Source organism: Rhizobium yanglingense, from assembly GCF_977109285.1.
In genome coordinates this window covers 804,711-828,935 of sequence record NZ_CDSAWY010000005.1, presented here as the reverse complement: position 1 = coordinate 828,935, position 24,225 = coordinate 804,711, and the positions used below count along the sequence as shown (strand labels likewise).

Sequence of the window (24,225 nt, the reverse complement as noted above, 5' to 3'; positions counted from 1 at the left end):
AAACCTTTAGTCCCGTGATCTTACTTGGCAGCCACGATGTCCGTGATGCGGACGACCGTATGATGCTGGCGATGGCCGCGCGAACGCTTCGAGTTCTGACGGCGGCGCTTCTTGAAGGCGATGACCTTCTTGCCGCGGTTGTGCTCGACCACTTCGGCCTTGACGGAAGCGCCCGTGACGAAGGGAGCACCAATCGCAGCGTCGGCGCCTTCGCCGATTACGAGGACTTCGGTGAATTCGATGGAGTCGCCAGCGGTTGCTTCAAGCTTTTCGATGGTCAGCACGTCGTTGGCTGCCACACGGTACTGCTTACCGCCGGTCTTGATGACTGCGAACATTTTTTGATCCTTTCATGTTCGATCCAGCTCTCCCCGCAAACCGCAGGTGGCTGTCTTCTTATCAGTCGAAGTTAAGCAGGGATTTCAGGGCGTTCGCCCGGAACTCTGTCTGCCGGTGAAACCCCGCGCGGGCGCGAGGCTGGCAAGGCACGGACTTCTCCATGCCTATTGCGTGAGCGAGATACGCGAGTGTCAAAAAGCTGTCAAGGCAAAAGGATGAAAAGCTTTACAATTTCGTCTTGCCAGTCCGCCTTTTGATCGCTATGAGACAGCCCGCGCGAAACAAGCGCCAACCAGCACCGCGGAGAGGTGGCAGAGTGGTTGAATGCACCGCACTCGAAATGCGGCATGCCTGCAAGGGCATCGGGGGTTCGAATCCCCCCCTCTCCGCCAGATTTTTTTGAAATCAAATGGTTGTGAAGCCTCGGCATCTGCCGAGAGCCTTTGCCGTTGAGTGGCTTCGATCACAAATCATCGCAGGCCACGCTGACGGCGCGTCCGTTGTAGTTGGGCTCTATTCAAGCCGTTGCGATGTGATTCAGCCGAAGCTCTCGACTGCCCTCTCAATCCCGGGCCGGGCCTTCGCCAGGTCATCGCGGTTCATGACCGCCTTGATCTCAACACTGGCATCAAACGCAAGGAACCATGGCTCAGCAACGGCCGGCATCTCCGAGGTGTCCGTCATGTCGAAGAAAATCAGGCCCGTTCTTTTCCCGTCGAATTCAGTGAAGTAGGCCGCTTCGGGTTTGAGATCAGCAAGGATGGATTGAATCTTGGTGACGAGGCTGCCGTCTTTGATTGCTGCGTTTCCCTTGTCAACGGGAAGCGAAACTTTGAGCATCATTCGCATTTCTATTCTCCGTTTTCCTGCATATGTGGCGTTCAGCGACGCCTCATGCCCGACGAGCGGGTCGAGGAGGCCGTGCCTTACGCTGCTTTAAGCATCTCCGTATATAAGAATGGGATGAGATACGTCATCGCTGCTTTTATCCTAGCGTGTTTCGTTACCTGGGATTTTGCCGAGAAAAAGGGATCCTTCTCTTTGGCGGCTCTGGATACCATCACTCATTATGCGAAGCAGCCATCTGGAATTCTACAAAGGCTAGCGCCTCGATAATAATTAGCGCACGCTCCCTTATTCCATACGCATTGGAATCTCGGAGATTTGGATTTTCTAACTTGCGTTCGGGATTTCTGCCGCCTCCATAGCTCAGAGGCCGATGGCAAGCACAAGTGCGCCGGCGCAGTATGAAGCCTCGCTGTCGGCTACGTTGAACCAGAAATCCTCCCGTTCTCAATCAACCGCGATTTGCCTCGGGCGCTGATCTGGGACACAGTGGGACGCACTTGTCATCCAAGAACGCAGTAGCAGTTCGAAGCACGTAACGCTTTTATTAGATATTAGATATACGCTTACAAGGAGAAGTATTAGCAGACGTGAGGAGTCGCTAATCGTGGTTCTGCGTATTCGAAAATCCTTGCTTCGAAAAGGAATGTATATTGAAGCGGTAGAATGCGCTGACTTGGAGTTCTCCGGACGACGCTTCCTGCTTGAAACGGATTCCGCCCTGCATTCCATACTCACCTCTTCGGCGGAATACGTTCTGATCAACCGTGCAAAAAGCAATGTCGATTGCGGCTTGCCTGTTTGCCGCCAGCCGGACGAACACGTCCAGCCCAAGTCTCTGCGTGAATCAGACCAGCGCACACGGATCCAGCATGCGGTATCTCAAGTAACCGCAACTTTGCGGGACGGTTTTGACGAGATCAAATCAGGCAAGTTCGATATCGATCGGTTCGCCCCCGCCGCCATGAACATCACCGCTTCCTTAATCGCCTCGCCCGATGTCTTGGTCGAGGTCACGCGGCTAAAGACCAAGGATGAGGGAACTTATATCCACTCGCTCGCGGTCAGCGGGCTCATGACGGGGCTCGGCCACCTGTCGGACCTGGGAGAGGAAACGACAAGGGAATTAACCATAGCCGGGCTGTTGCATGATCTTGGCAAGTTGCTGATACCCAACGCTATCCTCAACAAGAGCGGACAGCTGACAGAGGCCGAGCGGCATGTAATGCGCACCCATCCTGAGCGTGGCTACCTCCGCCTTAAGCAGCATCCGGAGGTATCTGACCTGATTCTCGAAATCTGCCGATTTCACCACGAAGCCCTTGACGGAAGCGGCTACCCGCTTGGCCTTCGAGCTGATCGACTGAGTTTACCTGTTCGCATATGCACCGTGTGCGACGTGTTTGACGCCCTTACGAGCGTCCGCCCCTACAAGCGCGCATGGACCAGCACGGAAGCGCTGAAGTGGATGTTCGATAGGGGACATCTCTTCGACAGGAGACTGGTCCTGCGGCTCGGAAGCCTGATTAACTAAGTGCAATTTGGTCTGATGGTTGCCGAGGAGAAAACCAGTTCCAGGAGTTCAAAAGTCGATCCGGCTCGCCGAGCAGTGAATAAAGGCATGCGAGATTTAATAGGTGAGGATGCCGGGATAATCCTTTGGCTCAGCTCCCGGGGGCTTCCTACGCGCGATCTCAACATCCGCTGGAAACCCCATGGCGACAATCAGAAAACTATGAGGGCGTCTGGCTGGTGCCGTTGCAGATGATCCTTCGTCAGTGTCCTGCGGCCGTCCAGAATCCGGCCTTCTTCGCGTGCTTGCCCCTCAGATCTGCAACATAGCCGGGATGTGAGGCAAAAGTGTCGAAGTCGAAAATCTTCGTCGACAGTCGCTCACATTCAACGAGATGTCGCGCGGCAAAGCGATAGCGACTGGATTTCGCTCGATCGAGCGTAAAGTCAATCATAGCCCGCAGGACGATGGTCGCTGCCAACGGATACTTCTCCTGCAAATGCTCGGACGCCGGTGTCAAAAGTTCGTAGTGATCGCCATCAAGTTCGGCTGCACGCGCGCGAACGAGCGTCGCAGCCCTGTCGAGCGCCGGCCATGACAGCAGGAAGGCGAGCGCCTGGTGGACATCCGAGAAGTGGCTCACACAATCGAAGGCGTTTTCCTCTGCTTCGAGATCATCGAAATCCGGTAGGCGCTTCAGAAAAGCGCGCAGGTGCCGCTCGTTCAGCGATTGTTCGAAGCACTGCCAGCGAAAGGCCTGCGCTTCGTCCGTCCGCCCCAGAGCTTCAAGCACATCGAGGCGGGCTTTTTCCCACTCGAACGGGGATTGTCGGCCCTTCATCTCAACGCGATTGATGGCATCCCATGCCTCTCCGGCCCGGCCCGCCTTCAGCAGTCGCTGGGCGATTTCTGCCGCAATCATCGGCGCGGATCTCGCCTGCTCGCTCTGCTGCGCGATGAAGGCATCAACGTCGCCCTGGGCATCGGCGATCTGCTCCAATGCTGACCTGATGGTTCTGTCGCGATGGCGGAGATTGATTTCGTCTTCGTAAACCGGGCCACTGCTTGCCCAACCGATCGCGACAAGGCCTGCCTCAGTTGGCGTATCGACTGGCGTGCTTGCCAAATCGTCGAACAACGACTTCAGCCGGTCGAGGCCTTCCGCACCCAGCGCCGGCGACAGATTCTCGATCAGAAGATCATACTGTCCGTAGTCATTGTCCTGCAGCGCGCGGAAAGTTTGTTCGCCGAGCAGGCGCGGGTCCGGTCTTGCCGCGCTCGCTATTGTGCCCAGATCAACGCAGGCCTGATGAAAGACATCCATGATCGTGCCGTTGCCATCGTCGCATCGCTCGAAAATCGAACGCGCCAGGCCCATGAAGCGCCACATCACCTCCAGCGCCTCGTCCGGATCGCTGCTGGCGATCGTATCAACGATCACGTGCCGCTGCGTCTCCAGATCGTTCTTCAAGGCCTTCACCCGGCGCCAATTGATCATGGAGCGGGAGCGTTCGATCGATGAAAGCCGCTTTGTTACTTCCCTTGCAACTTCAGTGCTGCTCTGCGTTCCGGCGAGCTCGATCCGCAGCCGGCGTTTGGTCGCGGCGCTGCCCGTGCTGATCTCGATCAGCAACTCGGCCAGCCTCTCGGCGCCCAGCACTTCCAGGTTTTTGGCGTTCAGCGTCGTTTTCGGTGCCATCCATCTTTCCAAGGTATCAAGAGCGAGGAATCATACAGGTCGCTGGTATCCGGGCCAACAGAGGGTTCCACCTCTCGACGGCGCCTCTCCCTTAGTTGAGATCGATGAGTGCCGGGTAATCCTTGGTTCCTCAATATTCATTGGAGATCGTATGAAGACGATCGAAAATTCACAGGACGCTGGCAAGCTCAGGCATAATGATGAATTGAAGCACTCGACACGCTTAGCCATTGCGCTGGCCTTCTTTGCCGTTTCCAGGTCGCAATCGATGGCGAGCCCTTCTGAACTCAAACATCGCAAACCGATAGTCCTCGTAAACGAGGTTGATCTCGCGGACTCGCAACTAGGTCTCCGGCGGTTAGGGTAATCTGTCGAGGGGCGGCTTGCCCAAAACGAACAACCCTCTGTTAACGAGTTGCGTCCAGATTAATATCACCGCCTTTCTAGTGGATGATCCGCCTTGTCTATTGATTTTGAGCGCTCCTGGCCACGTTGCAGGTGTGCCGGACGGAACATTATACGCAATGGAAATGCAAAACATTATCTTTTACCTCCCGTCGAGCCTTTTCCTTATCATGGCTTTCGTCTTTCTTCTCCTATGGCGTATTGGACTTTCTTCGTCATGGCAGTGGGGAGCGGGCTTCGCGCAGACCGCGAGCGGCTTTGCTCTCTCGTCGTTTCCGATTGAACCGACCTTCGACCAATTTACCTCAGGCATTTTATACATTGGCGCGGCTTACTCTTATGGCAGCGCGATCCTTATTCATTTTGAACAACCGTTGTGGCAATGGACGCGGCGCGCGCTGGCAATAGGCTTTTTGGCACCGCATACCTATCTCGTCTTGATCATCCCTAGTCTGCGCTGGGACCTGTTTCTGATTGAGATCGTGTTTGCCTGCCTACTCGGATCGACCATCTGGCTTGCCTCAAGTAGGGCAAAGTTCGCAGCAGACGTTGCGTTCATTATCGCGAGCTCACTTGTGGTGATCGATTGTCTCGTTAGAGGCGTAGTTTTCACCTTTCTCATCCAGACCAGCGACGAGATGGCTGACTTCCTGCACTCTGCCTACAATCTTTCTGTCCACGTTTCGACGATAACCGTCTGCATGCTCTTTCCGTTCTCGGCAATCGCAGCAATGACCGCTGCTGCCGTCAACAGACACCGTAATGCCGCGGAGCAGGATCCGCTGACCAGTCTCTTGAACCGTCGAGGTTTCGAGCAGGCCATTCAAAGATCGAGCGGGGGAACCCTGCTCACCGGCGCGATCATTGTTTGCGACATAGATCATTTCAAGAAAATCAACGATAGCTTCGGCCATACAACCGGCGATCACGTCATTGTTGAAGTTTCGAAAGAGCTGTCAAAAATCCAAAATCAAAAGACGCATATCGCGCGCTTTGGCGGAGAAGAGTTTGTAATTTTTGTTTTGGACGCATCCGAAATAGAAGTTGCTCAGATTGCAGAGACGTTGAGAGAAAAGATTGCGACCCGACGCTGGGTCGACTTAGGTTTCGATCGCAAAGTCACAGCAAGCTTTGGTGTCGCAGAGTTGGATCTTTCCGACTTCTCAGTGGATGCCGCAATCGATCGAGCTGATCGAGCCCTCTATCTCGCGAAACTTGCCGGGCGCAACCAGGTGGCCTTGGCATCGTCTATTCAGGAAAAACACTTGGGATCAGCCGGTGCGATGAAAAGCAAGACCGCGCGGCCGTCTAGCAGACCCACAGCCGCGAGCGTCTAACGCACAAAAGATCGAAATCTCCACGTCTTCGCCAGCGCGACGGTGGCCCATAGTGGTCGATATAGCCCACAGCTACTTCCTAGGGCGTCCTGCGCAATCCCAACAACCCGTTGGAGATCACATGGCGACCATCGGTAGGCTAAGAGGCGGTGGCAAGTGCACGGTGCTTGGGCTTAACTTGCTCCAAATGTCAATTTAAGCGTAACTTTGTATGTCATTCGGAATTGGATGGTAAATCTTTGGAAGCCTTGCGATCTGTCTCGCAGGCCGACTTCGGAATGGATGAACCGCCACTGGGTGGCCTAGGGTCCATGAGGACCGTGCAGCAGCTAGTGATAAGTGAACTGGTCCTCGCGATCCAGGCGGAGATAGCGAAACGAAGTCCGTAAAGGCGCATCTCGGGCACGCTCGCATGCGACCCGTCATCTGCCAGGCCGTCAGGTTCGAAGCGGAGCTGCAGCTTCGCGCCCCGCATCCGGACCGTGCTGGGGATGCCGCGAAGGTCACCTCTCGACCCGAAGGGTCCGTTTGTCGCACGGTCATCCACGTGACGCCATGACCCTGAGCCGACCTCCATCGATCCCTTTCATTGCGATTGGGAACGTTCGCGGAACGGATGCCAATTGGAAACGTTTCCTCGCCTCTACCTCGAATGCCTGCCTGCGATCGGCCGTAGAATGCTGCCGTATGGTTCGGCAGCCAGCGAGGACTCGCGGAACGAGAAACTCTCATCCCGCCGAGCGGGATCAAGAGCAGAGGCGGGTATTGCGGTAAACTCGGAGAACGCGACGATGCGTCGCTAGGTGATGGTCTTAGAGAGCAAGATGACTAACCAACCTGGTCGAAATGATTTAGCCGGCGAAAACATTGTGGCAGTGTTCGGCGGAACGGGCTTCCTCGGGCGGCGGATCGTGACCAGCCTTCTGGACAAGGCTGTTGATGTACGTGCCATCTCGCGCCATCCGCACAAATATAAGTTGGACAACGTGTCCGGTAAGAAGCCATCTCAGGAGATCGAGGCGGACATACTCGAATTCATCCTCGATCGCCGCTGCCGTGGCTGGATCTCGCGCGGTTGTGAATGCGGTCAGCCTTTATGTGGAGCGCGGTGAGCAGACCTTCGAGCGCGTCCATGTAGAAGCTGCGGCCGATCTGGCGAACGCTTCGCGGGATGCCGGCGTCGAGATGTTCGTCCAGATTTCGGGCATTGGATCGGATCCGAAATCCCGTTCGAATTACATCCGGGCCCGGGGCCGCGGCGAGGAGGTGGTGAAGGCGGCGTTTCCAGGCGCGGTGATCGTCCGTCCCTCTGTAATGGCGGGACCCGACGACACGTTCATCACAACGATCGCGAGGCTGGTGCGCATCCTCCCGATCTATCCGCTGTTTGGAGAAGGCCGCACTCGGTTGCAGCCGGTTTATGTCGAGGACGTGGCGGAAGCCGTGAGCCGCTTGGCCTCAGGGCAATATTCCACGGATGCTTCGATCTTCGAGTGCGCCGGTCCGCGCATTTATGCGTATCGGGAACTCGTCCAGGAAATCGCCACTCAACTCAACGTGCGAAGCAGGCTTGTGCCCGTGCCATTCGCGGTATGGAGCATAGTGGCGACTGCTGCGGAGTTTCTTCCCGCTGTGTCCCTAACGCGCAACCAAGTCGATCTCATGCGGCGTGACAATGTCGCGGCAAACGATCTTCCGGGCCTGGAAGAACTGGGCATCCAATCCCGCGGCATCGAGGGACTCGTCCATATGATTGGGCACGAGGCTTGAGCCAGAACCTCGCGAGCAACCTGTTGCTGCTCGCGAGGTTGGTATGGCTCAACAGGAGGAATACAGCCATAGCAGATGCGACCAGTGAAAACGCGGCGCCTATCTGGTGAACACCGCGCGGGCAAGATCTGCGATCGCAACGCTGTTGCCAGAGCATTGGCAAGCTGTCAGCTGGCCGGCTATGCGGGGGATGTCTGGTTTCCGCAACCGTCGCCGCAAGAACATCCGTGCCGACCTAGACACAACGGCGAAATGGCAGCTAAAGCCGTCATGGGGCGGCCCTGGTGATGTCTCTTTTCAGCGCCTCCACGAAGCGGATGACCTGGCCAATCGTGTCGTCGAACCAAATATCATTGTGACCAGAACCGTCATAAATCCGCATCTGCTTTGGCTCGGGAGCGATGCGATATAGCGCTTCGCCCGAAGACAGCGGGATGATGTCGTCACGCCGGCCGTGGATGAACAGCTTCGGTTGCCTCAGCTTCGCGATTCTGAGGTCCGAGCGGAAGGGATCCTTGACAAGAAGCGCAACCGGAACGAACGGGTAGTACGTCTGTGCGAGCGACAGGACCGACAGGTAGGCGGACACCAGGATGATAGCCGCAGCCGGCCTTTGTGCCGCCGTGTTGACGGCGACGCCGCTGCCCAAAGACTGGCCCAGCACAACGATCTTGCCTTCAGTGCGCATAAAAAGCCAATCGAACGCGGCGATGCCGTCGGTCAGAAGCCCGTCCTCGCTCGGCGAGCCGGTCGATCCCGGATAGCCGCGATAGGAAATCGCCAGCAGGCCAATGCCCCGCGCCGCCAACGCCTGGGCGAGGAAGCCGTAGTTGCTGGCCCGATCAGCATTTCCGAGAAAGAAGAGCACAGACGGCTTGCCGGACTCGCCCCGGCGGTAGAGTCCATGAAGCGTCTCTCCGTCGGGCGTCCTGATAAAGATGCTCTCGCCCCAGCGCGCGTGCTCTGGAGCAAGTGTAGGGCTGGCGCCCGGATAGAGGAGGGCGCGCTGTGAAAGATACATCAGGCCGACAAGCGACACATACGCGAAGGCCGCCATCAGCGGCAAGATCAGCACGAGTTTGGTGACGCTCACGACAATATTTCCAAACGTAGGTCCGTCGAATGTCCAGAACCTCTTCCGGCAAAGCCATTCCGTTCCCGAATGAAGCGGAACCGCGCGGCGGACTTGCCCTGAATGGAAGGGCACAACTATACGGTAGCACCCAGAGCCTGGCGATGCAGAGATTATTTGACGTTTCAGTGGTCGAAATAGTCGGGTGCGTCGGACCGAAACAGGGTTTTCACAGATTGCAGCTTGTGACCGGGTTAACCCTCCGGCTCGCGTCAATCGCGTCTGTTAGCTTGCCGCCATGGCCTTCTCGCGCGAGGGCGTCGGCTTCTGGCTAGCCATCCAATCAGATCAACGGCCAGACAGCCGAAGAGCGCAAGGCGGTGCGTCAGCTCACTGCGCGGCATCGCTCTTGGGCGGCGAGCTTAGCTGTTTTGCGGCTGATCGCGGTGGCGCCTATACACTTCTCCGGATTCGAAACTTGGTTGTAATTTTCGAAACATGCGCGTAGAGAGTTTAGATGCGCAACAACCGATGAGCCGCTACGATGGATATGATTCCCACCGAAGGCTTCGACGCGGCAGTGACCCTGACAGACCATCTCGACCATCTGCCCGACAAGAAGCGCCGGGAGCTCGCCCGTATTCTGCAAATCCTGTTTTTCGAGGTCGAGCAGTTCCGCGTCCACCAAGCTGTCCGGCAAGAAGGCCGCCGGCAAGGTGCTCAAGGTGGTTCTTTACGGCTCCTATGCCCGCGGCGACTGGGTCGAGGATCGCTCAAGCGGCTACCGTTCCGACTATGACCTTCTGATCGTCGTCAACACCAAGAGCTTTGCCGAGGAGCACGCGCTGTGGGAGGCGCTGGAGGAACGGTTGCTGCAGGAGCAGATCAGCCACCGGATCGAAACGCCGGTGATCCCGATCGTGCACTGCCTGGCCGACGTCAACGGCCAGCTTGGCGCGCGGCCGGCCGTTCTTCACCGACATCGCCAAAGACGGGATCGTGCTCTACGAGGAGCCCGGCCATCCGCTCGCCCAGCCGAAACTTCTTTCCCCAGAAGTCGCCAGAGCCGAAGCGCAGCGGCATTATGACCAGTGGTTTGTAAGTGCTGTCGAGTTTCTCGACGGTGCTGAATTCTACTTGGGTCGGGGCAGCACGAACAAAGCGGCTTTCCTGCTACATCAATCATGCGAGGCGTTCTATCACTGTGTGCTCCTAGTCCGAACCCTTTACAGTCCAAAGTCTCACCGCATCAAGGTACTGCGCTCGCAAGCCGAAAGCGCGGATGCGCGGCAGGTTTCCGCCTGGCCGCGCGACACCCGCTTTGCCCGCCGCTGCTTCGAGCTGTTGTCGCGGGCTTATGTCGAGGCGCGCTACTCGTCGAATTACACGATCAGCAATGATGAGCTGCAATGGCTTGTTGCGCGCGTGAAGGACCTGCAGGCGCTTGTGGAGATGATCTGCAAGGAGCGTCTGAACGGGTGACCGGACGGTTGGTGCGGCAGAGTGGTTGAAATGCGCCGCGCTCGAAACGCGGCATGCCTGCAAGGGGATCGGGGGTTCGACCCCTCTCCGACCGGGCTTGGGTAGCGCTGCCCGAGAAAAATTCCGCCGCCGTTTGGCCGGTGCCGTAAAGCTTTTGCGGACATCGGCATGCTGCGCTGCAGCACGTTTTGCGGATTCCTTCTTTTTCTTGCCGTCGATCTCCTCTAAGTCTCTCATATCCGATGTGGCAACAAAGGTGATATATATGGCAGGTGAAACTGTTCTCGTGGTCGGCGGAGCCGGCTATATCGGCTCTCATACGTGCCTTGATCTGGCGAACAAGGGTTACAAACCCGTCGTCTTCGACAATTTCTCGAATGGTCATCGCGAATTCGTCAGGTGGGGGCCCGCCGAGGAGGGCGATATTCGCGATCGCGCCCGGCTCGAGGAGGTGCTGGCCAAGCACAAGCCGTCGGCGATCTTGCATTTTGCAGCGCTGATCGAAGTCGGCGAATCGGTGAAGGATCCTGTTTCCTTCTACGAGAACAATGTTATCGGGACGCTGACCCTGCTTTCGGCCGCGCAGGCCGCAGGCATCAAGGCCTTCGTCTTCTCATCCACCTGCGCGACATACGGGCTGCCGCAGAGCGTGCCGCTTGACGAGACGCACCGGCAGGTGCCGATCAATCCCTACGGACGGACGAAGTATATCGTCGAGCAGGCACTCGCCGATTACGACCAGTACAAGGGTCTCCGATCCGTGATCCTGCGGTATTTCAATGCGGCGGGCGCGGATTTCGAAGGACGGATAGGCGAGTGGCATCAGCCCGAAACCCATGCCATTCCGCTTGCAATCGATGCGGCACTCGGCCGCCGGCAGGGTTTCAAGGTCTTCGGTAGCGACTACGAGACACGCGATGGCACCTGCGTGCGCGACTATATCCACGTGCTCGATCTGGCGGATGCGCATGTGCGCGCTGTCGAATATCTGTTGAAGGGCGGCGATTCCGTTGCGCTAAACCTCGGGACGGGGACGGGCACGACGGTCAAGGAACTGCTCGGGGCGATCGAAGACGTGTCGAAGCGGCCGTTCCCGGTCGAATATATCGGGCGCCGGGAAGGCGATTCGCACACGCTGGTTGCCAATAACGACAAGGCTCGCGATGTGCTTGGCTGGGCACCCCAATATGATCTTTCGCAGATCATCCAGTCGGCCTGGAACTGGCATTCCAGATCCAATCACTGAGGCGGCTTTCATGAAGCGGCCGAACGTCCTTCTCATCACCGCGGATCAATGGCGCGGTGATTGCCTTTCGGCCACCGGCCACGCCTGTGTCAGGACGCCGAATGTCGATACGCTGGCGAGAGAGGGCGTGCTTTTTCGCAATCACTTCGCCGGCGCGGCACCCTGTTCGCCGGCGCGGGCGACGCTTTATACCGGCCTTTACCAGATGAACCACCGGGTTTGCCGGAACGGCTCGCCGCTCGACCGCCGCTTCGACAACTTGGCGCTGGCGGCAAGGCGCGCCGGCTATGACCCGACGTTGTTCGGCTATACGGATACTGCGCCTGACCCACGCGAACATGATCGGAACGACCCGCACCTTGAGACATACGAAGGTCTGCTGCCAGGGTTTACCGCGCGCCAGCTCCTGCCCGAGCATGAGAAGCAGTGGCTTTCGTGGTTGCGCTCACGCGGGCATCGCGATGCAGTCAGCCGGGACATCCATGTTCCGCCAGGTGCCGCCCGCGGCGAAATTTCGTCGGAACCGACCGCTTACTCCATGCAGGAAACGCAAACTGCGTTTCTTGCCGGCGAATTCATTCGCTGGCTCGGCGAACAGGATGCGCCGTGGTTTGCCCACGTTTCCTTCCTGCGGCCGCATCCGCCATTTTCGGTGCCTGAGCCCTTCGGCAGGATGTTCAAACCGGACGACGGACCGGAATTTTCTCGAGGGAAAAGCCGTGAGATCGAAGAGACGCTGCATCCTTATCTTAGCTATTCGATGCCGAAGAACGACAAGGGCAGCTTCATATATGGCGCCGAGGGGTCGGTCAGCGACTGGGGAGCCCAGGATTTCGCGGCGATCCGGGCGATCTATTACGGGATGATTGCCGAGGTGGATGCGCAACTCGGCCGGATCTGGCAGGCGCTGAAGGATGCCGGCGTGTGGGACGATACGATCGTCATCTTCACCTCCGACCATGCAGAGATGATGGGCGATCACTGGATGCTTGGAAAAGGCGGCTTTTTTGATGGCAGCTATCACATTCCCCTGGTCATTCGGGACCCAAAAGCGGCGGCGAGAGGTCACGTGGTCGAGCGCTTCACGAGTGCGGCGGATATCTTTCCCACGCTTTGCGTCAGCTTGGGCGTCGAGACGGCCAACCATGTCGACGGCCGCTCATTGCGCTCGTTCATCGATCATAAAGATGCAATCGACTGGCGGGAGGCGGCATTCTGGGAATTTGATTTCCGCGACATCGCCAATGGCGAAGCGGAGCGCCACTTCGGCCTGAAATCGAACCAGTGCAATCTCGCGGTCATCCGGGACGAACGGTTCAAATATGTGCATTTTGCTGCCCTGCCCCCGCTGCTCTTCGATCTCAAGACCGATCCGATGGAGCTCAACAATCTCGCTCCCGATCCAGCCTACGCGGTGAGGCGCCTGGAGTGCGCCGAAAGACTGTTATCGCTCCGGGCGCAGCATCTCGATCAGACGCTCGCCTATACGGAGCTGACGAAAGACGGGCCGGTCACGCGCCGGCCCTGATTACTCACGAGAGGCGGCCAAGATAATCAATCTTGCCGACCGGCACGCCCTGATTGCGCAGGATCGCGTGTGCCGTCGCAACGTGAAAATAGAAGTTCGGCAGTGCGAAGGTCGCGACATATTCGTCGCCGCGGAAGGTCATCTTGTTGCCCCCGGGCGCGATCGTCACTTCATTCGTTTCTGTGCCTTCGAGCGCTTCCGGCGCGATCGTCGCGAGATAGGCTTCGGTCTTGGCGATACGCTCGCGCAGCTCGGCGATCGTCGTTTCGCTGTCCTCGAATTTCGGCGCTTCGGTGGCGGTTAGGCGGGCAACTGCCAGCTTGGCGCTGTCGCTCGCACGTTGATATTCGGCCCGATAGCGGCAGCATATCGGGCGCAAGCCTGGCAGCGACCAGTTCATTCGGATCGATCCCCCTTTCCTTTGCATAAGCCTCGGCCTTTTCAAGATAATTTTTGAGTGTCGTAAGCCCGCGTTGAAACATCGGAACGGTCAGGCGGTACATGGAAATGGACATGGCTTCTCCTTGGGGATTTTTCGTCGGCGCAGCGTTTTTGATCGTTACGTCCGCACATTTAGGCGCGCGCTGTGACGATTTCATCGGCCTGCCCGCCCATAGATTCCTATTTCCAGTGCGGCTTTCGGTCTTCACTTTTTAAAAAGAGTTGACGCCGTGTGCGGAAAATGGAATGAATATTCCGCGAAACAAACGATACGGTTTGTTTGTTCCGTTTTGACGGAAGCTGCGGAACGGGAGTGGCAGCGCGAGGTAATACGGCTTTTGGGCAGCGCCCAAAGTTCCGGCGTGAGGAGGGTGCAGCCGGACACCGCTTTGTGGAGGAAATAAAATGAGAAAGTTTATTCTGGGCACTGCGATGGCGCTCGTCATGTCGACGGCGGCTCACGCGGAAACTGTTGGCGTTTCCATGGCGCTTTTCGATGACAATTTCCTGACCGTTTTGCGCAACGGAATGCAGGATTACGCCAAGACGCTGGATGGCGTGACGCTGCAGGTAGAAGACGCACAGAACGACGTCGCCAAGCAGCAGAGCCAGATCCAGAATTTCATCGCATCAAAGGTCGACGCCATTATCGTTAATCCGGTCGATACCGATGCCACCACCGCCATGTCGAAAATTGCTGCCGATGCCGGAATTCCGCTCGTCTACGTGAACCGCGAGCCGGTGAATGTTGATACGCTTCCGGACAAGCAGGCCTTCGTCGCTTCCAACGAACAGGAGTCCGGCACGCTGGAAACGAAGGAAGTCTGCCGCCTTCTCGGTGGCAAGGGCAAGGCTGTCGTCATGATGGGCGAGCTTTCCAACCAGGCTGCCCGCATGCGTACCAAGGACGTCCATGACGTCGTCGCGACCGACGAATGCAAAGGCATCGAGATCGTCGAAGAGCAGACGGCCAACTGGTCCCGCACCCAGGGTTCCGATCTGATGACCAACTGGCTCTCCAGCGGCATAGAATTCGATGCCGTCATTTCGAACAACGACGAAATGGCAATCGGTGCGATCCAGGCGCTCAAGGCTGCCGGCAAGGATCTGAGCAAGATCGTCATCGGCGGCGTCGATGCCACACAGGATGCGCTCGCCGCCATGCAGGCCGGCGACCTCGACGTGACGGTGTTCCAGGACGCTGCAGGTCAGGGCAAGGGCTCGCTTGATGCGGCTCTGAAGCTCGCCAAGGACGAAAAGGTCGAGAAGAAGGTCTATATTCCCTTCCAGCTCGTCACGCCGGAAAACGTCAAGGACTTCGTTGCCAAGAACTGAGGCGAAGAAATTGCGGATGCGGGCCTAGCCGGCTCGCATCCGCTTCGTCCGTCGTCGGACATCCGGAGAGGAGATGAGATGGCTGTCAGCCCTTCCACTATGGCCGCTGTTCGTGCAAGCGGAGCGATTCCGAACGCGGAATATCTCCTGAGCGCCGAAGGCATCCGCAAGGAATTTCCCGGTGTTGTCGCACTCGATGATGTGCAGTTCCGGCTGAAGCGCGGCTCCGTGCACGCGCTGATGGGGGAGAACGGCGCCGGCAAGTCGACACTGATGAAGATATTGGCCGGCATCTATACGCCGGACAAGGGCGACGTGCACCTGAAGGGCATGGAGATCCAGCTCAAATCGCCACTCGATGCGCTGGAAAACGGCATCGCCATGATCCATCAGGAACTGAACCTGATGCCTTTCATGACGGTTGCTGAAAACATCTGGATCCGCCGCGAGCCCAAGAACCGGTTCGGCTTCGTCGACCATGGCGAAATGTACCGGATGACCGAAGAGCTTTTCCATAGGCTCAATATAACCATCGATCCCGACATCGAGGTTCGGCACCTCTCGGTCGCAAGCCGTCAGATGGTCGAGATCGCCAAGGCGGTATCCTATGATTCCGACGTGCTCATCATGGACGAACCGACTTCGGCGCTCACCGAGCGCGAAGTGGCGCATCTCTTCGAGATCATCCGCGGTCTGAAGGTGCAGGGTATCGGGATCGTCTACATCACCCACAAGATGAACGAGCTGTTCGAGATTGCCGATGAGTTTTCGGTATTTCGTGACGGCAAATATATCGGCACGCACGCATCGACCGATGTGTCGCGCAACGACATCATCCGGATGATGGTCGGCCGCGAGATCACGCAGATGTTCCCGAAGGAAGTAGTTCCGATCGGCGATGTGGTGCTGTCGGTCAAGAATCTTCAGTCTCGACAATGTCTTCCATGAGGTTTCCTTCGACGTACGCGCGGGGGAAATCCTCGGTGTTGCAGGCCTCGTGGGCTCTGGCCGTTCGAACGTTGCCGAGACGCTGTTCGGCGTGACGCCGGCAAGCTCAGGCACGATCGAGCTTTTCGGCAAGAAGATCGATATCAGCTCGCCGACGGTGGCGATCAGGAATCACATGGCGTTCCTCACGGAGGACCGGAAAGATACAGGCTGCCTGCTGATCCTCAACGTGCTCGAGAACATGCAGATTGCCGTGCTGCAGGACAAATTCGTCAAGGGCGGCTTCGTGCAGGAAGGCGCGATAGAAGCGACATGCGAGGACATGGCGCGCAGGCTGCGCGTCAAGACGCCGAACCTCGATGAACGCGTCGAGAACTTGTCGGGAGGCAACCAGCAAAAGGTGCTGATTGGGCGCTGGCTGCTGACCAACCCGCGGATCCTCATTCTCGATGAGCCGACGCGCGGTATCGATGTCGGCGCCAAGGCGGAAATCCACAAACTCGTGACGGAGATGGCCCGAAACGGCGTCGCGGTCATCATGATCTCGTCGGAGATGCCGGAGGTGCTCGGCATGAGCGACCGCATCATGGTCATGCATGAAGGACGCGTGACTGGTTTTCTCAATCGCGACGAAGCAACGCAAGTCAAGGTGATGGAGCTCGCCGCGCAGTGATTGCGGCCCAATCAATCGCCGGAGGGAGGTTAACATGAATACTGAGGCAGCCGAAAGCCAGGCCCCGCTCGCAACACGGACGAGGCGGCACCGCGTGCCGCCGGAACTCACCATCTTCCTGGTGCTGATCGGTATTGCGCTTGTTTACGAAATTCTCGGCTGGATTTTCGTCGGCCAGAGTTTCTTGATGAACCCGCAACGCCTGACGATCATGATCCTGCAGGTGTCGGTGATCGGCATTATTTCGGTTGGTGTTACACAAGTGATCATCACCGGCGGCATCGACCTCTCCTCCGGCTCCGTCGTCGGCATGACGGCCATGATCGCGGCGAGTTTCGCCCAAGCGTCGACCTGGCCGCGGGCGCTTTATCCAGGCCTGACCGACATGCCGTTTTTCGTGCCTATCGGCGTCGGCCTTCTGATCGGCCTCCTGGCCGGCTACATTAACGGACAGTTGATCGCCAAGACAAAGATTCCGCCCTTCATCGCTACGCTCGGGATGATGGTCTCGGCGCGCGGTCTTTCCAAATGGTACACGAAGGGCCAGCCGGTATCAGGGCTTACAGATCAGTTCAATTTCATCGGCACGGGCATCTGGCCGGTCGTCGTTTTCCTTGTCGTTGCGCTGATCTTCCACATCGCCCTTCGCTATACGCGCTACGGCAAGTTCACCTATGCGATCGGTGCGAATGTGCAGGCGGCGCGTGTTTCCGGTATCAATGTCGAAGCACACCTGATCAAGGTCTATGCGATCGCCGGCCTTCTGGCAGGTCTTGCCGGCGTCGTCACGGCGGCTCGCGCTCAAACGGCACAGGCCGGCATGGGGGTGATGTACGAACTCGATGCGATCGCCGCTGCCGTTATCGGGGGCACGTCGCTGACGGGCGGCGTCGGCCGCATTACTGGTACGGTGATCGGCACGGTCATTCTCGGCGTGATGACGTCGGGCTTCACCTTCCTGCGGGTGGATGCCTATTACCAGGAGATCGTCAAAGGCGTGATCATCGTGGCAGCCGTCATCGTGGACGTCTACCGACAGAAGAAGCGGACAAAGCACTGATCGGGAATGGGGCCTTCGGGCCCCGTTTTCATTTCAAGCCAAGGCGCGTTTACCCATCCGCTATAAATTTCTGAGAAGGGGGCTGGCCAATTCTGCCAGCTTTTCTATTCTGCACGCTTGTCATTGCTCGGCAGGGCAGAGCAGGAAAACAGATGCAGCTTGTATTTGATGGCCATAATGACGTTCTCCTCAGGCTTTGGACACATGAAAGGGACGGTAGCGACCCGGTTGCCGAATTTCTGAACGGGACGACATCAGGCCACATCGATGGACCGCGTGCCCGGCAGGGTGGTCTCGCCGGCGGCCTTTGCGCCATCTACGTGCCCTCGGGCGATCTCGTCTTCGCCGATCCCGATCAAAACGGACATTACGAAACGCCGCTGGCCGCACCTCTCGACCGGCTGCCGTCACTTGGCGTCGCGACCGAGATGGCGGCGATTGCACTGCGTCTCGACAAGGCGGGCGCCTGGCGCCTCTGCCGGACGGTGAAGGACATCCGCAACGCCATGGCAAGCGGTGTTTTCGCCGCGGTCATGCATATGGAAGGCTGCGAGGCGATCGGGCCCGACCTTTCCGCGCTCGAGGTCTTTCATGCGGCGGGCTTGCGCTCTCTGGGACCTGTCTGGAGCAGGCATAACGTCTTCGGACACGGCGTGCCCTTCGCCTTCCCGATGTCGCCAGATACTGCGCCGGGGCTGACCGGCGCCGGCATTGAGCTGGTGCGCGAATGCAATCGCCTGGGCATCATGATCGATCTGTCCCACATAACGGAAAAGGGCTTCTGGGACGTCGCGAAGACAACAGATCAACCGCTGGTCGCTACGCATTCGAACGTGCATGCGCTGACGCCGGTGGCGCGCAATCTGACGGATAAGCAGCTTGATGCGATCAGGGAGAGCAAGGGGCTTATCGGTCTCAATTACGCGACTGCGATGCTGAGGGCGGATGGCCGCTCCGAGGGCGACACACCGATCAGGGACATGATCCGCCATATCAACTATCTCGTCGACCGCGTCGGGATCGATTGCGTTGCGCTCGGATCCGATTTCGACGGCGCGACCATTCCGGACGAAATAGGCGACGCGGCTGGCAACCAGAAGCTGATTGCTGCTCTCCGGGACGTTGGATATGGTGAGGAGGATCGACGGAAACTCGCCAGCGAGAACTGGCTTCGCATCCTGGCTTCGGCGTGGGGGGAGAAGAACGCCTGAGCCAAAATACTGCTTTGTAATCAATCAATAACAGGGGATCAAATCAATGATGATTACTAAACTCGGCCGCAACTTTCGTGCCCTTTCTGCGGGTGCCGCGCTTTCGCTGCTCATGCTGACGGCGCCTGCCGCTTTTGCCGAGACGCCGAAGGATACGCTCGTCGAAGGTTTCGCCATCGATGACATCATTACGATGGACCCAGGCGAGGCCTTCGAGCTTTCAACGGCGGAAATGACAACCAACTCCTATAGCCTGCTGGTCCGCCTCGACCTCAACGACACGACGAAGGTCAAGGGTGATCTTGCCGAGAGCTGGAGCGTCTCCGATGACGGCCTGACCTATACGTTCAAGCTGAAGCCCGGTCTGAAGTTCGCCTCCGGTAACCCGGTCACCGCTGAAGATGTCGCCTGGTCCTTCGAGCGCGCCGTCAAACTCGACAAGAGCCCGGCATTCATCCTGACGCAGTTCGGCCTGACCGGAGACAACGTGACTGAAAAGGCCAAGGCTGCGGACGAAAACACGTTCGTCTTCACGGTCGACAAGGCCTATGCGCCGAGCTTCGTGCTGAACTGCCTGACGGCGACGGTTGCCTCCGTGGTCGACAAGAAGCTGGTGATGGATCACATCAAGCCGATGACGCCGAGCGCGGAATACAAGTATGACAACGACTTCGGCAATGAATGGCTGAAGACGGGCTATGCCGGCTCCGGCGCCTACAAGCTTCGTGAATGGCGCGCCAACGAAGTCGTCGTGCTGGAGCGCAACGACAATTACTACGGCGACAAGCCGAAGCTGAACCGCGTCATCTACCGCAACATGAAGGAAAGTGCCGCGCAACGTCTGGCGCTGGAGGCAGGCGACATCGATATCGCGCGCAATCTCGAGCCGGGCGATCTCGACGCTGTTTCGAAGAACGCCGACCTTGCGGCGACGAGCGCACCGAAAAGCACGATCTATTATGTCAGCCTCAACCTCAAGAACGAGAACCTGAAGAAGCCGGAGGTACAGCAGGCCTTCAAGTATCTCGTCGATTACGATGCGATCAGCTCGACGCTTATCAAGGGCATCGGCGAAATTCACCAGACATTCCTGCCGGAGGGCCAGCTCGGCGCGCTTGACGAAAATCCGTTCAAGCTCGACGTCGCCAAGGCGAAGGAACTGCTGGCAAAGGCCGGTCTTGCGGATGGCTTCTCGGTGACGATGGACGTGCGGAACACTCAGCCTGTCACCGGCATTGCCGAATCCATGCAGCAGACGCTGGCACAAGCCGGTGTAAAACTCGAGATCATTCCGGGCGACGGCAAGCAGACGCTGACGAAATACCGCGCACGCACGCACGACATGTATATCGGCCAATGGGGTTCCGACTATTTCGACCCGAACTCGAATGCCGATACCTTCACGGCGAACCCGGACAATTCGGATGCGGGCACGAACAAGACGCTCGCATGGCGCAATACCTTCGAAACGCCGGAACTCGACAAGCAGGCCAAGGCGGCACTGCTTGAGCGCGATGGTGCCAAGCGTGCCGCGATGTACCAGGATATCCAGAAGAAGTATCTGGAGAACAGCCCCTTCATTTTCATCTTCCAGCAAATCGAAGTCGCCGGCTATCGCAAGAACCTGAAGGACTTCAAACTCGGACCGAGCTTCGATACGAACTTCGTTGGCCCAATCGCCAAGGAATAATCCGGCAGGATTCGTTCGTTGAGCATTATCGAAACAAAAATGGAGGCGCGGCCCGCCAAGGGTCGTGCCGTTCCTCTCGCGAAAGCAATCGGGCGTTTCCTGATCGCTGCCGTGACGACCTATCTTGGACTTCTGGCCGTCACTTTTTTCATCGGCCGTGTCGTGCCGATCGATCCGGTTCTTGCAATCCTTGGCGACCGCGCGCCGACGCATGTCGTGGAGCGCGTGCGTGAAGAGCTCGGCTTCAATCTGCCGCTCTATCAGCAATTCTTCATCTATATCAAAGGTATCCTTTCCGGTGATTTCGGCAATTCGGTTCTGACCACCAATCCGGTGATGACCGATATCCGCCGCGTATTTCCGGCAACAATCGAGCTTGCGACCCTCGGCACCATTATTGGCGCCCTGATTGGCATTCCGCTTGGCGTGCTTGCGGCTGTGCGGCGCGGCAGCCTTGCCGACCAGATTGTGCGTGTCGTCGGGCTTGTCGGCTATTCCGTGCCGATCTTCTGGCTGGCCCTGATCTCGCTTGTCGTATTCTATGCGCAGCTGCGCTGGGTGGCCTTCCCGGGGCGCATCGATATCGTTTTTGAATATACGTTCACGCCAATTACCGGCTTTTATCTGATCGACAGCCTCTGGCAGGGGCAGTGGGACGTCTTCTACGACGTCTTTCGGCACATTATCTTGCCGGCATCGCTGCTCGGCTATTTCTCGCTCGCCTATATCAGCCGGATGACGCGCAGCTTCATGCTGAACGAGCTCAGTCAGGAATATATCGTGGCTGCGCGCGCCAAGGGGCTTTCGGAAACCCGGGTAATTTGGGGCCACGCATTGCGCAATGCCGCGGTGCCGCTTGTGACGGTGATTGCGCTCTCCTACGCCGGACTTCTCGAAGGCTCGGTGCTGACGGAGACGGTGTTCTCCTGGCCGGGCATTGGCCTCTACATCACCAACTCCTTACAAAATGCCGATATGAACGCTGTTCTCGGCGGCACGATCGTCATCGGCACGGTGTTCATCGGCATCAACCTCCTGTCCGATCTTCTCTACCGGACGCTCGATCCAAGGACGCGAAGTCGATGACGGTTCCAGCCAGCCAGCCAGCGCCGATGAGCCGCCGCGAGTGGCTGCTTTCCGATCGCCCGCAATCACGCGTGCAGGCCCGCCTCGGGCGCGCCTATGTGACCTGGCGGCAATTCAGTGCGAACAAGCTTGCCGTCCTTGGTCTCATTATCATTATCGCGCTGCTCTTCGTTGCCGCCTTCGCTGATCTCTTGGCCACGCATTCGCCGGTCGTCGGCGATCTAAAGAATGCGCGACTTCTGCCGCCAGGTACCGGCGAGTATCTGCTCGGCACGGACGACCAGGGTCGCGATATCCTTTCGCGCCTGATCTACGGGTCGCGGCTGACGCTCTTCGTCGTCGTGCTGGTTGCGATCATCTCGGCGCCGATTGGACTGATTGTCGGCACAGTCTCCGGCTATGCCGGCGGATGGGTGGATGCAGTGCTGATGCGTATCACCGATATCTTCCTGGCGTTCCCGAAGCTGGTGCTGGCGCTTGCCTTCGTCGCGGCACTCGGGCCGGGCATCCAAAACGCGATCATCGCGATTGCAATCACGTCCTGGCCTCCTTACGCCCGCATTGCGCGGGCGGAAACGCTGACGGTGCGGCGCTCGGATTACATCTCGGCGGTCAAGCTGATGGGCGCATCGCCGGTCCGCATCATCGTCCGCCATGTCATGCCGCTCTGCCTCTCGTCGCTGATCGTTCGCGTAACGCTCGACATGGCGGGTATCATCTTGACGGCTGCCGGTCTCGGCTTTCTCGGTCTCGGCGCGCAGCCGCCACTGCCGGAATGGGGTGCGATGATCGCCTCGGGTCGCCGTTTCATTCTCGATCAATGGTGGGTCGCAGCCATGCCGGGTATTGCGATCCTCATCGTCAGCCTCGGTTTCAACCTGCTTGGCGACGGCCTGCGCGACGCGCTCGATCCCAAGGAGAGCGGCCAATGACGGCTTTGCTGGCGGTCGACAATCTCAAGGTCAGCTACCCGACGCGCACCGGCGTGATCGAAGCTGTTCGCGGCGTTTCCTTCACACTGGACAGGGAACGCCTCGGCATTGTCGGGAAGTCCGGATCCGGCAAGTCGCAGACCGGCCGCGGCGATCATGGGGCTCACGCCGAAGCACGGCATCGTCACGGCCGACAAGCTCGACTTCAATGGCATCGATCTCATCCAGGCTTCAGCGAAAGAACGGCGGCTCCTGCGCGGCAAGCGCATCGCCATGGTGTTGCAGGATCCGAAATATTCGCTTGATCCGGTGATGTCGATCGGCCGGCAGATCTGCGAGACGCTGAGAACGCATGAGAAAGTCAGCAAGGCCGAGGCGACCGAACGGGCGCTTGCCATGCTGGAGGCGGTGCAGATTCGCGATCCGAAGCGTGTCTTCGATCTCTACCCGCATGAGGTCTCGGGCGGCATGGGCCAACGTGCAATGATCGCCATGATGCTAATTGCCGGACCGGAACTGCTGATCGCTGACGAGCCCACCTCGGCGCTCGACGTCACCGTGCAGCTCGACGTGTTGAAGATCCTGGACAAGGCTGGTTTCCGAGCGCGGCATGGGGCTTATCTTCGTGTCGCATGATCTGCGTCTTGTTTCCTCGTTCTGCGACCGCGTCATCGTGATGTATGCCGGTAAGATCGTTGAAGAGCTTAGGGCTTCTGACCTCAAAAATGCACAGCATCCCTATACGCAGGGACTTTTGAACTGCATGCCGCAAATCGGAGAAGATCGCCATCCGCTGCCAGTGCTCGACCGCAAGCCGGAGTGGGCTGCACGAGTGCGGCGCTCTCGGTCGAAAATCTTAGCGTCGTCTATGACGATTTTCATGCGCTTCAAGATGTCAGCATCGCGGTCGCATCCGGCGGCTCCTTCGGGCTGGTTGGCGAATCCGGTTCCGGCAAGTCGACGCTGCTGCGTGCGGTAGCGGGCCTTGCGCCGCTCAAGGGTGGCGCAATTCGCGTTCATGATCAGCTGCTGCAGGGTGCAAAACGCAGCAAGGCTTTCTATCGAAATGTCCAGATGGTGTTCCAGGACCCTTATGGGTCGCTTCACCCACGGCAGACGATCGACCGGCTGCTGCTCGAGCCATTGGCAATTCACGGGATTGCCGATAGCGAGAAGCGCATCGCGCGAGCATTGGACGAAGTCGGCCTTGGAAACGGCTTCCGCTTCCGCTATCCGCACCAGCTTTCCGGCGGCCAGCGGCAGCGTGTGGCGATTGCGCGCGCCCTGATCGTCGAGCCGTCGATCCTGCTGCTCGATGAACCGACGTCGGCGCTCGACGCTTCCGTGCAGGCGGAGGTGCTCAATCTGCTGGAACAGATTAGACGTGACCGCAAACTGACCTTTGTCATGGTGAGCCACGACCTTGGTGTCGTTACCCATATGTGTGAAAGGCTTGCCGTGATGCGCAACGGCGCCGTCGTCGAACGGCTGACCTCCGGCCAACTGGCCAGCGGGGACGTTCATGAGGATTACACGAGAAATTTGATGATTGCGAGCAAAGGCTTCGTCAAAACTATAACCGCAGATTTTTCAAATATTTGAAATCCTTTCG

Annotated in this window: 17 protein-coding genes, 2 tRNA genes and 5 pseudogenes; 19 read left to right on the top strand and 5 right to left on the bottom strand. The window is 58.2% G+C overall.

Annotation, left to right across the window (positions count from 1 at the left end):
- Positions 1-20: 20 nt before the first annotated feature.
- A complete protein-coding gene (gene rplU / locus ACW4PC_RS13650) occupies positions 21-338 on the bottom strand; it encodes a 50S ribosomal protein L21 (RefSeq protein WP_022717526.1) in 318 nt (105 codons plus the stop codon).
- Between the two features lie 303 nt (positions 339-641).
- Here rplU and ACW4PC_RS13645 point away from each other — a divergent pair.
- Positions 642-731: transfer RNA gene (locus ACW4PC_RS13645), tRNA-Ser, on the top strand.
- Between the two features lie 145 nt (positions 732-876).
- On the opposite strand, the gene ACW4PC_RS13640 is transcribed toward ACW4PC_RS13645, so the two are convergent.
- Positions 877-1,188, bottom strand: a complete 312-nt coding sequence (locus ACW4PC_RS13640; RefSeq protein WP_022717525.1) for a hypothetical protein — start codon at positions 1,186-1,188, stop codon at positions 877-879.
- 604 nt (positions 1,189-1,792) lie between these two features.
- Here ACW4PC_RS13640 and ACW4PC_RS13635 point away from each other — a divergent pair.
- Complete coding sequence (locus ACW4PC_RS13635; protein ID WP_455874149.1) at positions 1,793-2,719, top strand: HD domain-containing phosphohydrolase; 927 nt, start codon at positions 1,793-1,795, stop codon at positions 2,717-2,719.
- Positions 2,720-2,960: 241 nt separating this feature from the next.
- Here ACW4PC_RS13635 and ACW4PC_RS13630 read toward each other — a convergent pair whose 3' ends face one another.
- On the bottom strand, positions 2,961-4,397 hold the full coding sequence (locus tag ACW4PC_RS13630) for a DUF6880 family protein (protein ID WP_455874148.1): 1,437 nt from the start codon (positions 4,395-4,397) through the stop codon (positions 2,961-2,963).
- Between the two features lie 383 nt (positions 4,398-4,780).
- On the opposite strand from ACW4PC_RS13630, the gene ACW4PC_RS13625 reads away from it, so the two are divergent.
- The 4 genes and pseudogenes from ACW4PC_RS13625 to ACW4PC_RS13610 form a co-directional block, all read left to right on the top strand.
- A complete protein-coding gene (locus ACW4PC_RS13625; RefSeq protein WP_455874147.1) occupies positions 4,781-6,139 on the top strand; it encodes a GGDEF domain-containing protein in 1,359 nt (452 codons plus the stop codon).
- A gap of 824 nt (positions 6,140-6,963) precedes the next feature.
- The gene (locus ACW4PC_RS13620; protein ID WP_455874146.1) at positions 6,964-7,251 is read left to right on the top strand and encodes an NAD-dependent epimerase/dehydratase family protein; all 288 of its coding nucleotides are present in this window, start codon (positions 6,964-6,966) and stop codon (positions 7,249-7,251) included.
- On the top strand, positions 7,196-7,909 hold the full coding sequence (locus ACW4PC_RS13615; RefSeq protein WP_455874145.1) for an NAD-dependent epimerase/dehydratase family protein: 714 nt from the start codon (positions 7,196-7,198) through the stop codon (positions 7,907-7,909). The genes ACW4PC_RS13620 and ACW4PC_RS13615 overlap by 56 nt, the downstream gene beginning before the upstream one ends.
- Positions 7,910-7,997: 88 nt before the next feature.
- Positions 7,998-8,152: pseudogene (locus ACW4PC_RS13610) on the top strand (NAD(P)-dependent oxidoreductase); the annotation flags it as partial.
- A 25-nt stretch (positions 8,153-8,177) separates the two neighbouring features.
- Here ACW4PC_RS13610 and ACW4PC_RS13605 read toward each other — a convergent pair.
- Positions 8,178-9,002: an alpha/beta hydrolase gene (locus ACW4PC_RS13605; RefSeq protein ID WP_455874144.1), complete on the bottom strand. Its 825-nt coding sequence runs from the start codon at positions 9,000-9,002 to the stop codon at positions 8,178-8,180.
- Positions 9,003-9,525: 523 nt separating this feature from the next.
- On the opposite strand from ACW4PC_RS13605, the pseudogene ACW4PC_RS13600 reads away from it, so the two are divergent.
- The 4 genes and pseudogenes from ACW4PC_RS13600 to ACW4PC_RS13585 all read left to right on the top strand — a co-directional run bounded on the left by ACW4PC_RS13600 (position 9,526) and on the right by ACW4PC_RS13585 (position 13,237).
- Positions 9,526-10,463 (top strand): annotated as a pseudogene (locus tag ACW4PC_RS13600) (HEPN domain-containing protein).
- Positions 10,464-10,468: 5 nt separating this feature from the next.
- Positions 10,469-10,558, top strand: a tRNA-Ser gene (locus ACW4PC_RS13595).
- A 170-nt stretch (positions 10,559-10,728) separates the two neighbouring features.
- Positions 10,729-11,709 (top strand): UDP-glucose 4-epimerase GalE, encoded by a 981-nt coding sequence (galE, locus tag ACW4PC_RS13590; RefSeq protein WP_132562172.1) that lies wholly within the window; start codon positions 10,729-10,731, stop codon positions 11,707-11,709.
- A 10-nt stretch (positions 11,710-11,719) separates the two neighbouring features.
- Positions 11,720-13,237, top strand: coding sequence for an alkaline phosphatase family protein (locus tag ACW4PC_RS13585; protein ID WP_455874143.1), 1,518 nt, complete (start codon positions 11,720-11,722; stop codon positions 13,235-13,237).
- A 4-nt stretch (positions 13,238-13,241) separates the two neighbouring features.
- Here ACW4PC_RS13585 and ACW4PC_RS13580 read toward each other — a convergent pair.
- A pseudogene (locus ACW4PC_RS13580) lies at positions 13,242-13,752 on the bottom strand (DUF1993 domain-containing protein).
- 331 nt (positions 13,753-14,083) lie between these two features.
- On the opposite strand from ACW4PC_RS13580, the gene ACW4PC_RS13575 reads away from it, so the two are divergent.
- The 9 genes and pseudogenes from ACW4PC_RS13575 (at position 14,084) to ACW4PC_RS13535 (ending at position 24,215) form a co-directional block, all read left to right on the top strand.
- Positions 14,084-15,013, top strand: a complete 930-nt coding sequence (locus tag ACW4PC_RS13575; protein WP_455874142.1) for a sugar ABC transporter substrate-binding protein — start codon at positions 14,084-14,086, stop codon at positions 15,011-15,013.
- 78 nt (positions 15,014-15,091) lie between these two features.
- Positions 15,092-16,634, top strand: a pseudogene (locus tag ACW4PC_RS13570) (sugar ABC transporter ATP-binding protein).
- 34 nt (positions 16,635-16,668) lie between these two features.
- Positions 16,669-17,694, top strand: coding sequence for an ABC transporter permease (locus ACW4PC_RS13565; RefSeq protein WP_455874141.1), 1,026 nt, complete (start codon positions 16,669-16,671; stop codon positions 17,692-17,694).
- Positions 17,695-17,846: 152 nt separating this feature from the next.
- Positions 17,847-18,905, top strand: a complete 1,059-nt coding sequence (locus tag ACW4PC_RS13560; protein WP_455874140.1) for a dipeptidase — start codon at positions 17,847-17,849, stop codon at positions 18,903-18,905.
- Positions 18,906-18,951: 46 nt separating this feature from the next.
- A complete protein-coding gene (locus ACW4PC_RS13555) occupies positions 18,952-20,595 on the top strand; it encodes an ABC transporter substrate-binding protein (protein WP_455874139.1) in 1,644 nt (547 codons plus the stop codon).
- A gap of 18 nt (positions 20,596-20,613) precedes the next feature.
- The gene (locus ACW4PC_RS13550; RefSeq protein WP_455874138.1) at positions 20,614-21,681 is read left to right on the top strand and encodes an ABC transporter permease; all 1,068 of its coding nucleotides are present in this window, start codon (positions 20,614-20,616) and stop codon (positions 21,679-21,681) included.
- Positions 21,678-22,613, top strand: a complete 936-nt coding sequence (gene nikC, locus ACW4PC_RS13545) for a nickel transporter permease (RefSeq protein WP_455874137.1) — start codon at positions 21,678-21,680, stop codon at positions 22,611-22,613. Before ACW4PC_RS13550 ends, nikC begins: the two co-directional genes overlap by 4 nt.
- A pseudogene (locus ACW4PC_RS13540) lies at positions 22,610-23,442 on the top strand (ABC transporter ATP-binding protein); the annotation flags it as partial. The gene nikC and the pseudogene ACW4PC_RS13540, both read left to right, overlap by 4 nt.
- Positions 23,433-24,215, top strand: a complete 783-nt coding sequence (locus ACW4PC_RS13535) for an ABC transporter ATP-binding protein (protein ID WP_455874136.1) — start codon at positions 23,433-23,435, stop codon at positions 24,213-24,215. The pseudogene ACW4PC_RS13540 and the gene ACW4PC_RS13535, both read left to right, overlap by 10 nt.
- The last annotated feature ends 10 nt before the right edge of the window (positions 24,216-24,225 follow it).

Coding starts and splice junctions, on each gene's coding strand:
- rplU (WP_022717526.1), bottom strand. CDS start 338: ATGTTCGCAGTCATCAAGACCGGCGGTAAGCAGTACCGTGTGGCAGCC.
- ACW4PC_RS13640 (WP_022717525.1), bottom strand. CDS start 1,188: ATGCGAATGATGCTCAAAGTTTCGCTTCCCGTTGACAAGGGAAACGCA.
- ACW4PC_RS13630 (WP_455874148.1), bottom strand. CDS start 4,397: ATGGCACCGAAAACGACGCTGAACGCCAAAAACCTGGAAGTGCTGGGC.
- ACW4PC_RS13620 (WP_455874146.1), top strand. CDS start 6,964: ATGACTAACCAACCTGGTCGAAATGATTTAGCCGGCGAAAACATTGTG.
- galE (WP_132562172.1), top strand. CDS start 10,729: ATGGCAGGTGAAACTGTTCTCGTGGTCGGCGGAGCCGGCTATATCGGC.
- ACW4PC_RS13585 (WP_455874143.1), top strand. CDS start 11,720: ATGAAGCGGCCGAACGTCCTTCTCATCACCGCGGATCAATGGCGCGGT.
- ACW4PC_RS13575 (WP_455874142.1), top strand. CDS start 14,084: ATGAGAAAGTTTATTCTGGGCACTGCGATGGCGCTCGTCATGTCGACG.
- ACW4PC_RS13565 (WP_455874141.1), top strand. CDS start 16,669: ATGAATACTGAGGCAGCCGAAAGCCAGGCCCCGCTCGCAACACGGACG.
- ACW4PC_RS13560 (WP_455874140.1), top strand. CDS start 17,847: ATGCAGCTTGTATTTGATGGCCATAATGACGTTCTCCTCAGGCTTTGG.
- ACW4PC_RS13555 (WP_455874139.1), top strand. CDS start 18,952: ATGATGATTACTAAACTCGGCCGCAACTTTCGTGCCCTTTCTGCGGGT.
- nikC (WP_455874137.1), top strand. CDS start 21,678: ATGACGGTTCCAGCCAGCCAGCCAGCGCCGATGAGCCGCCGCGAGTGG.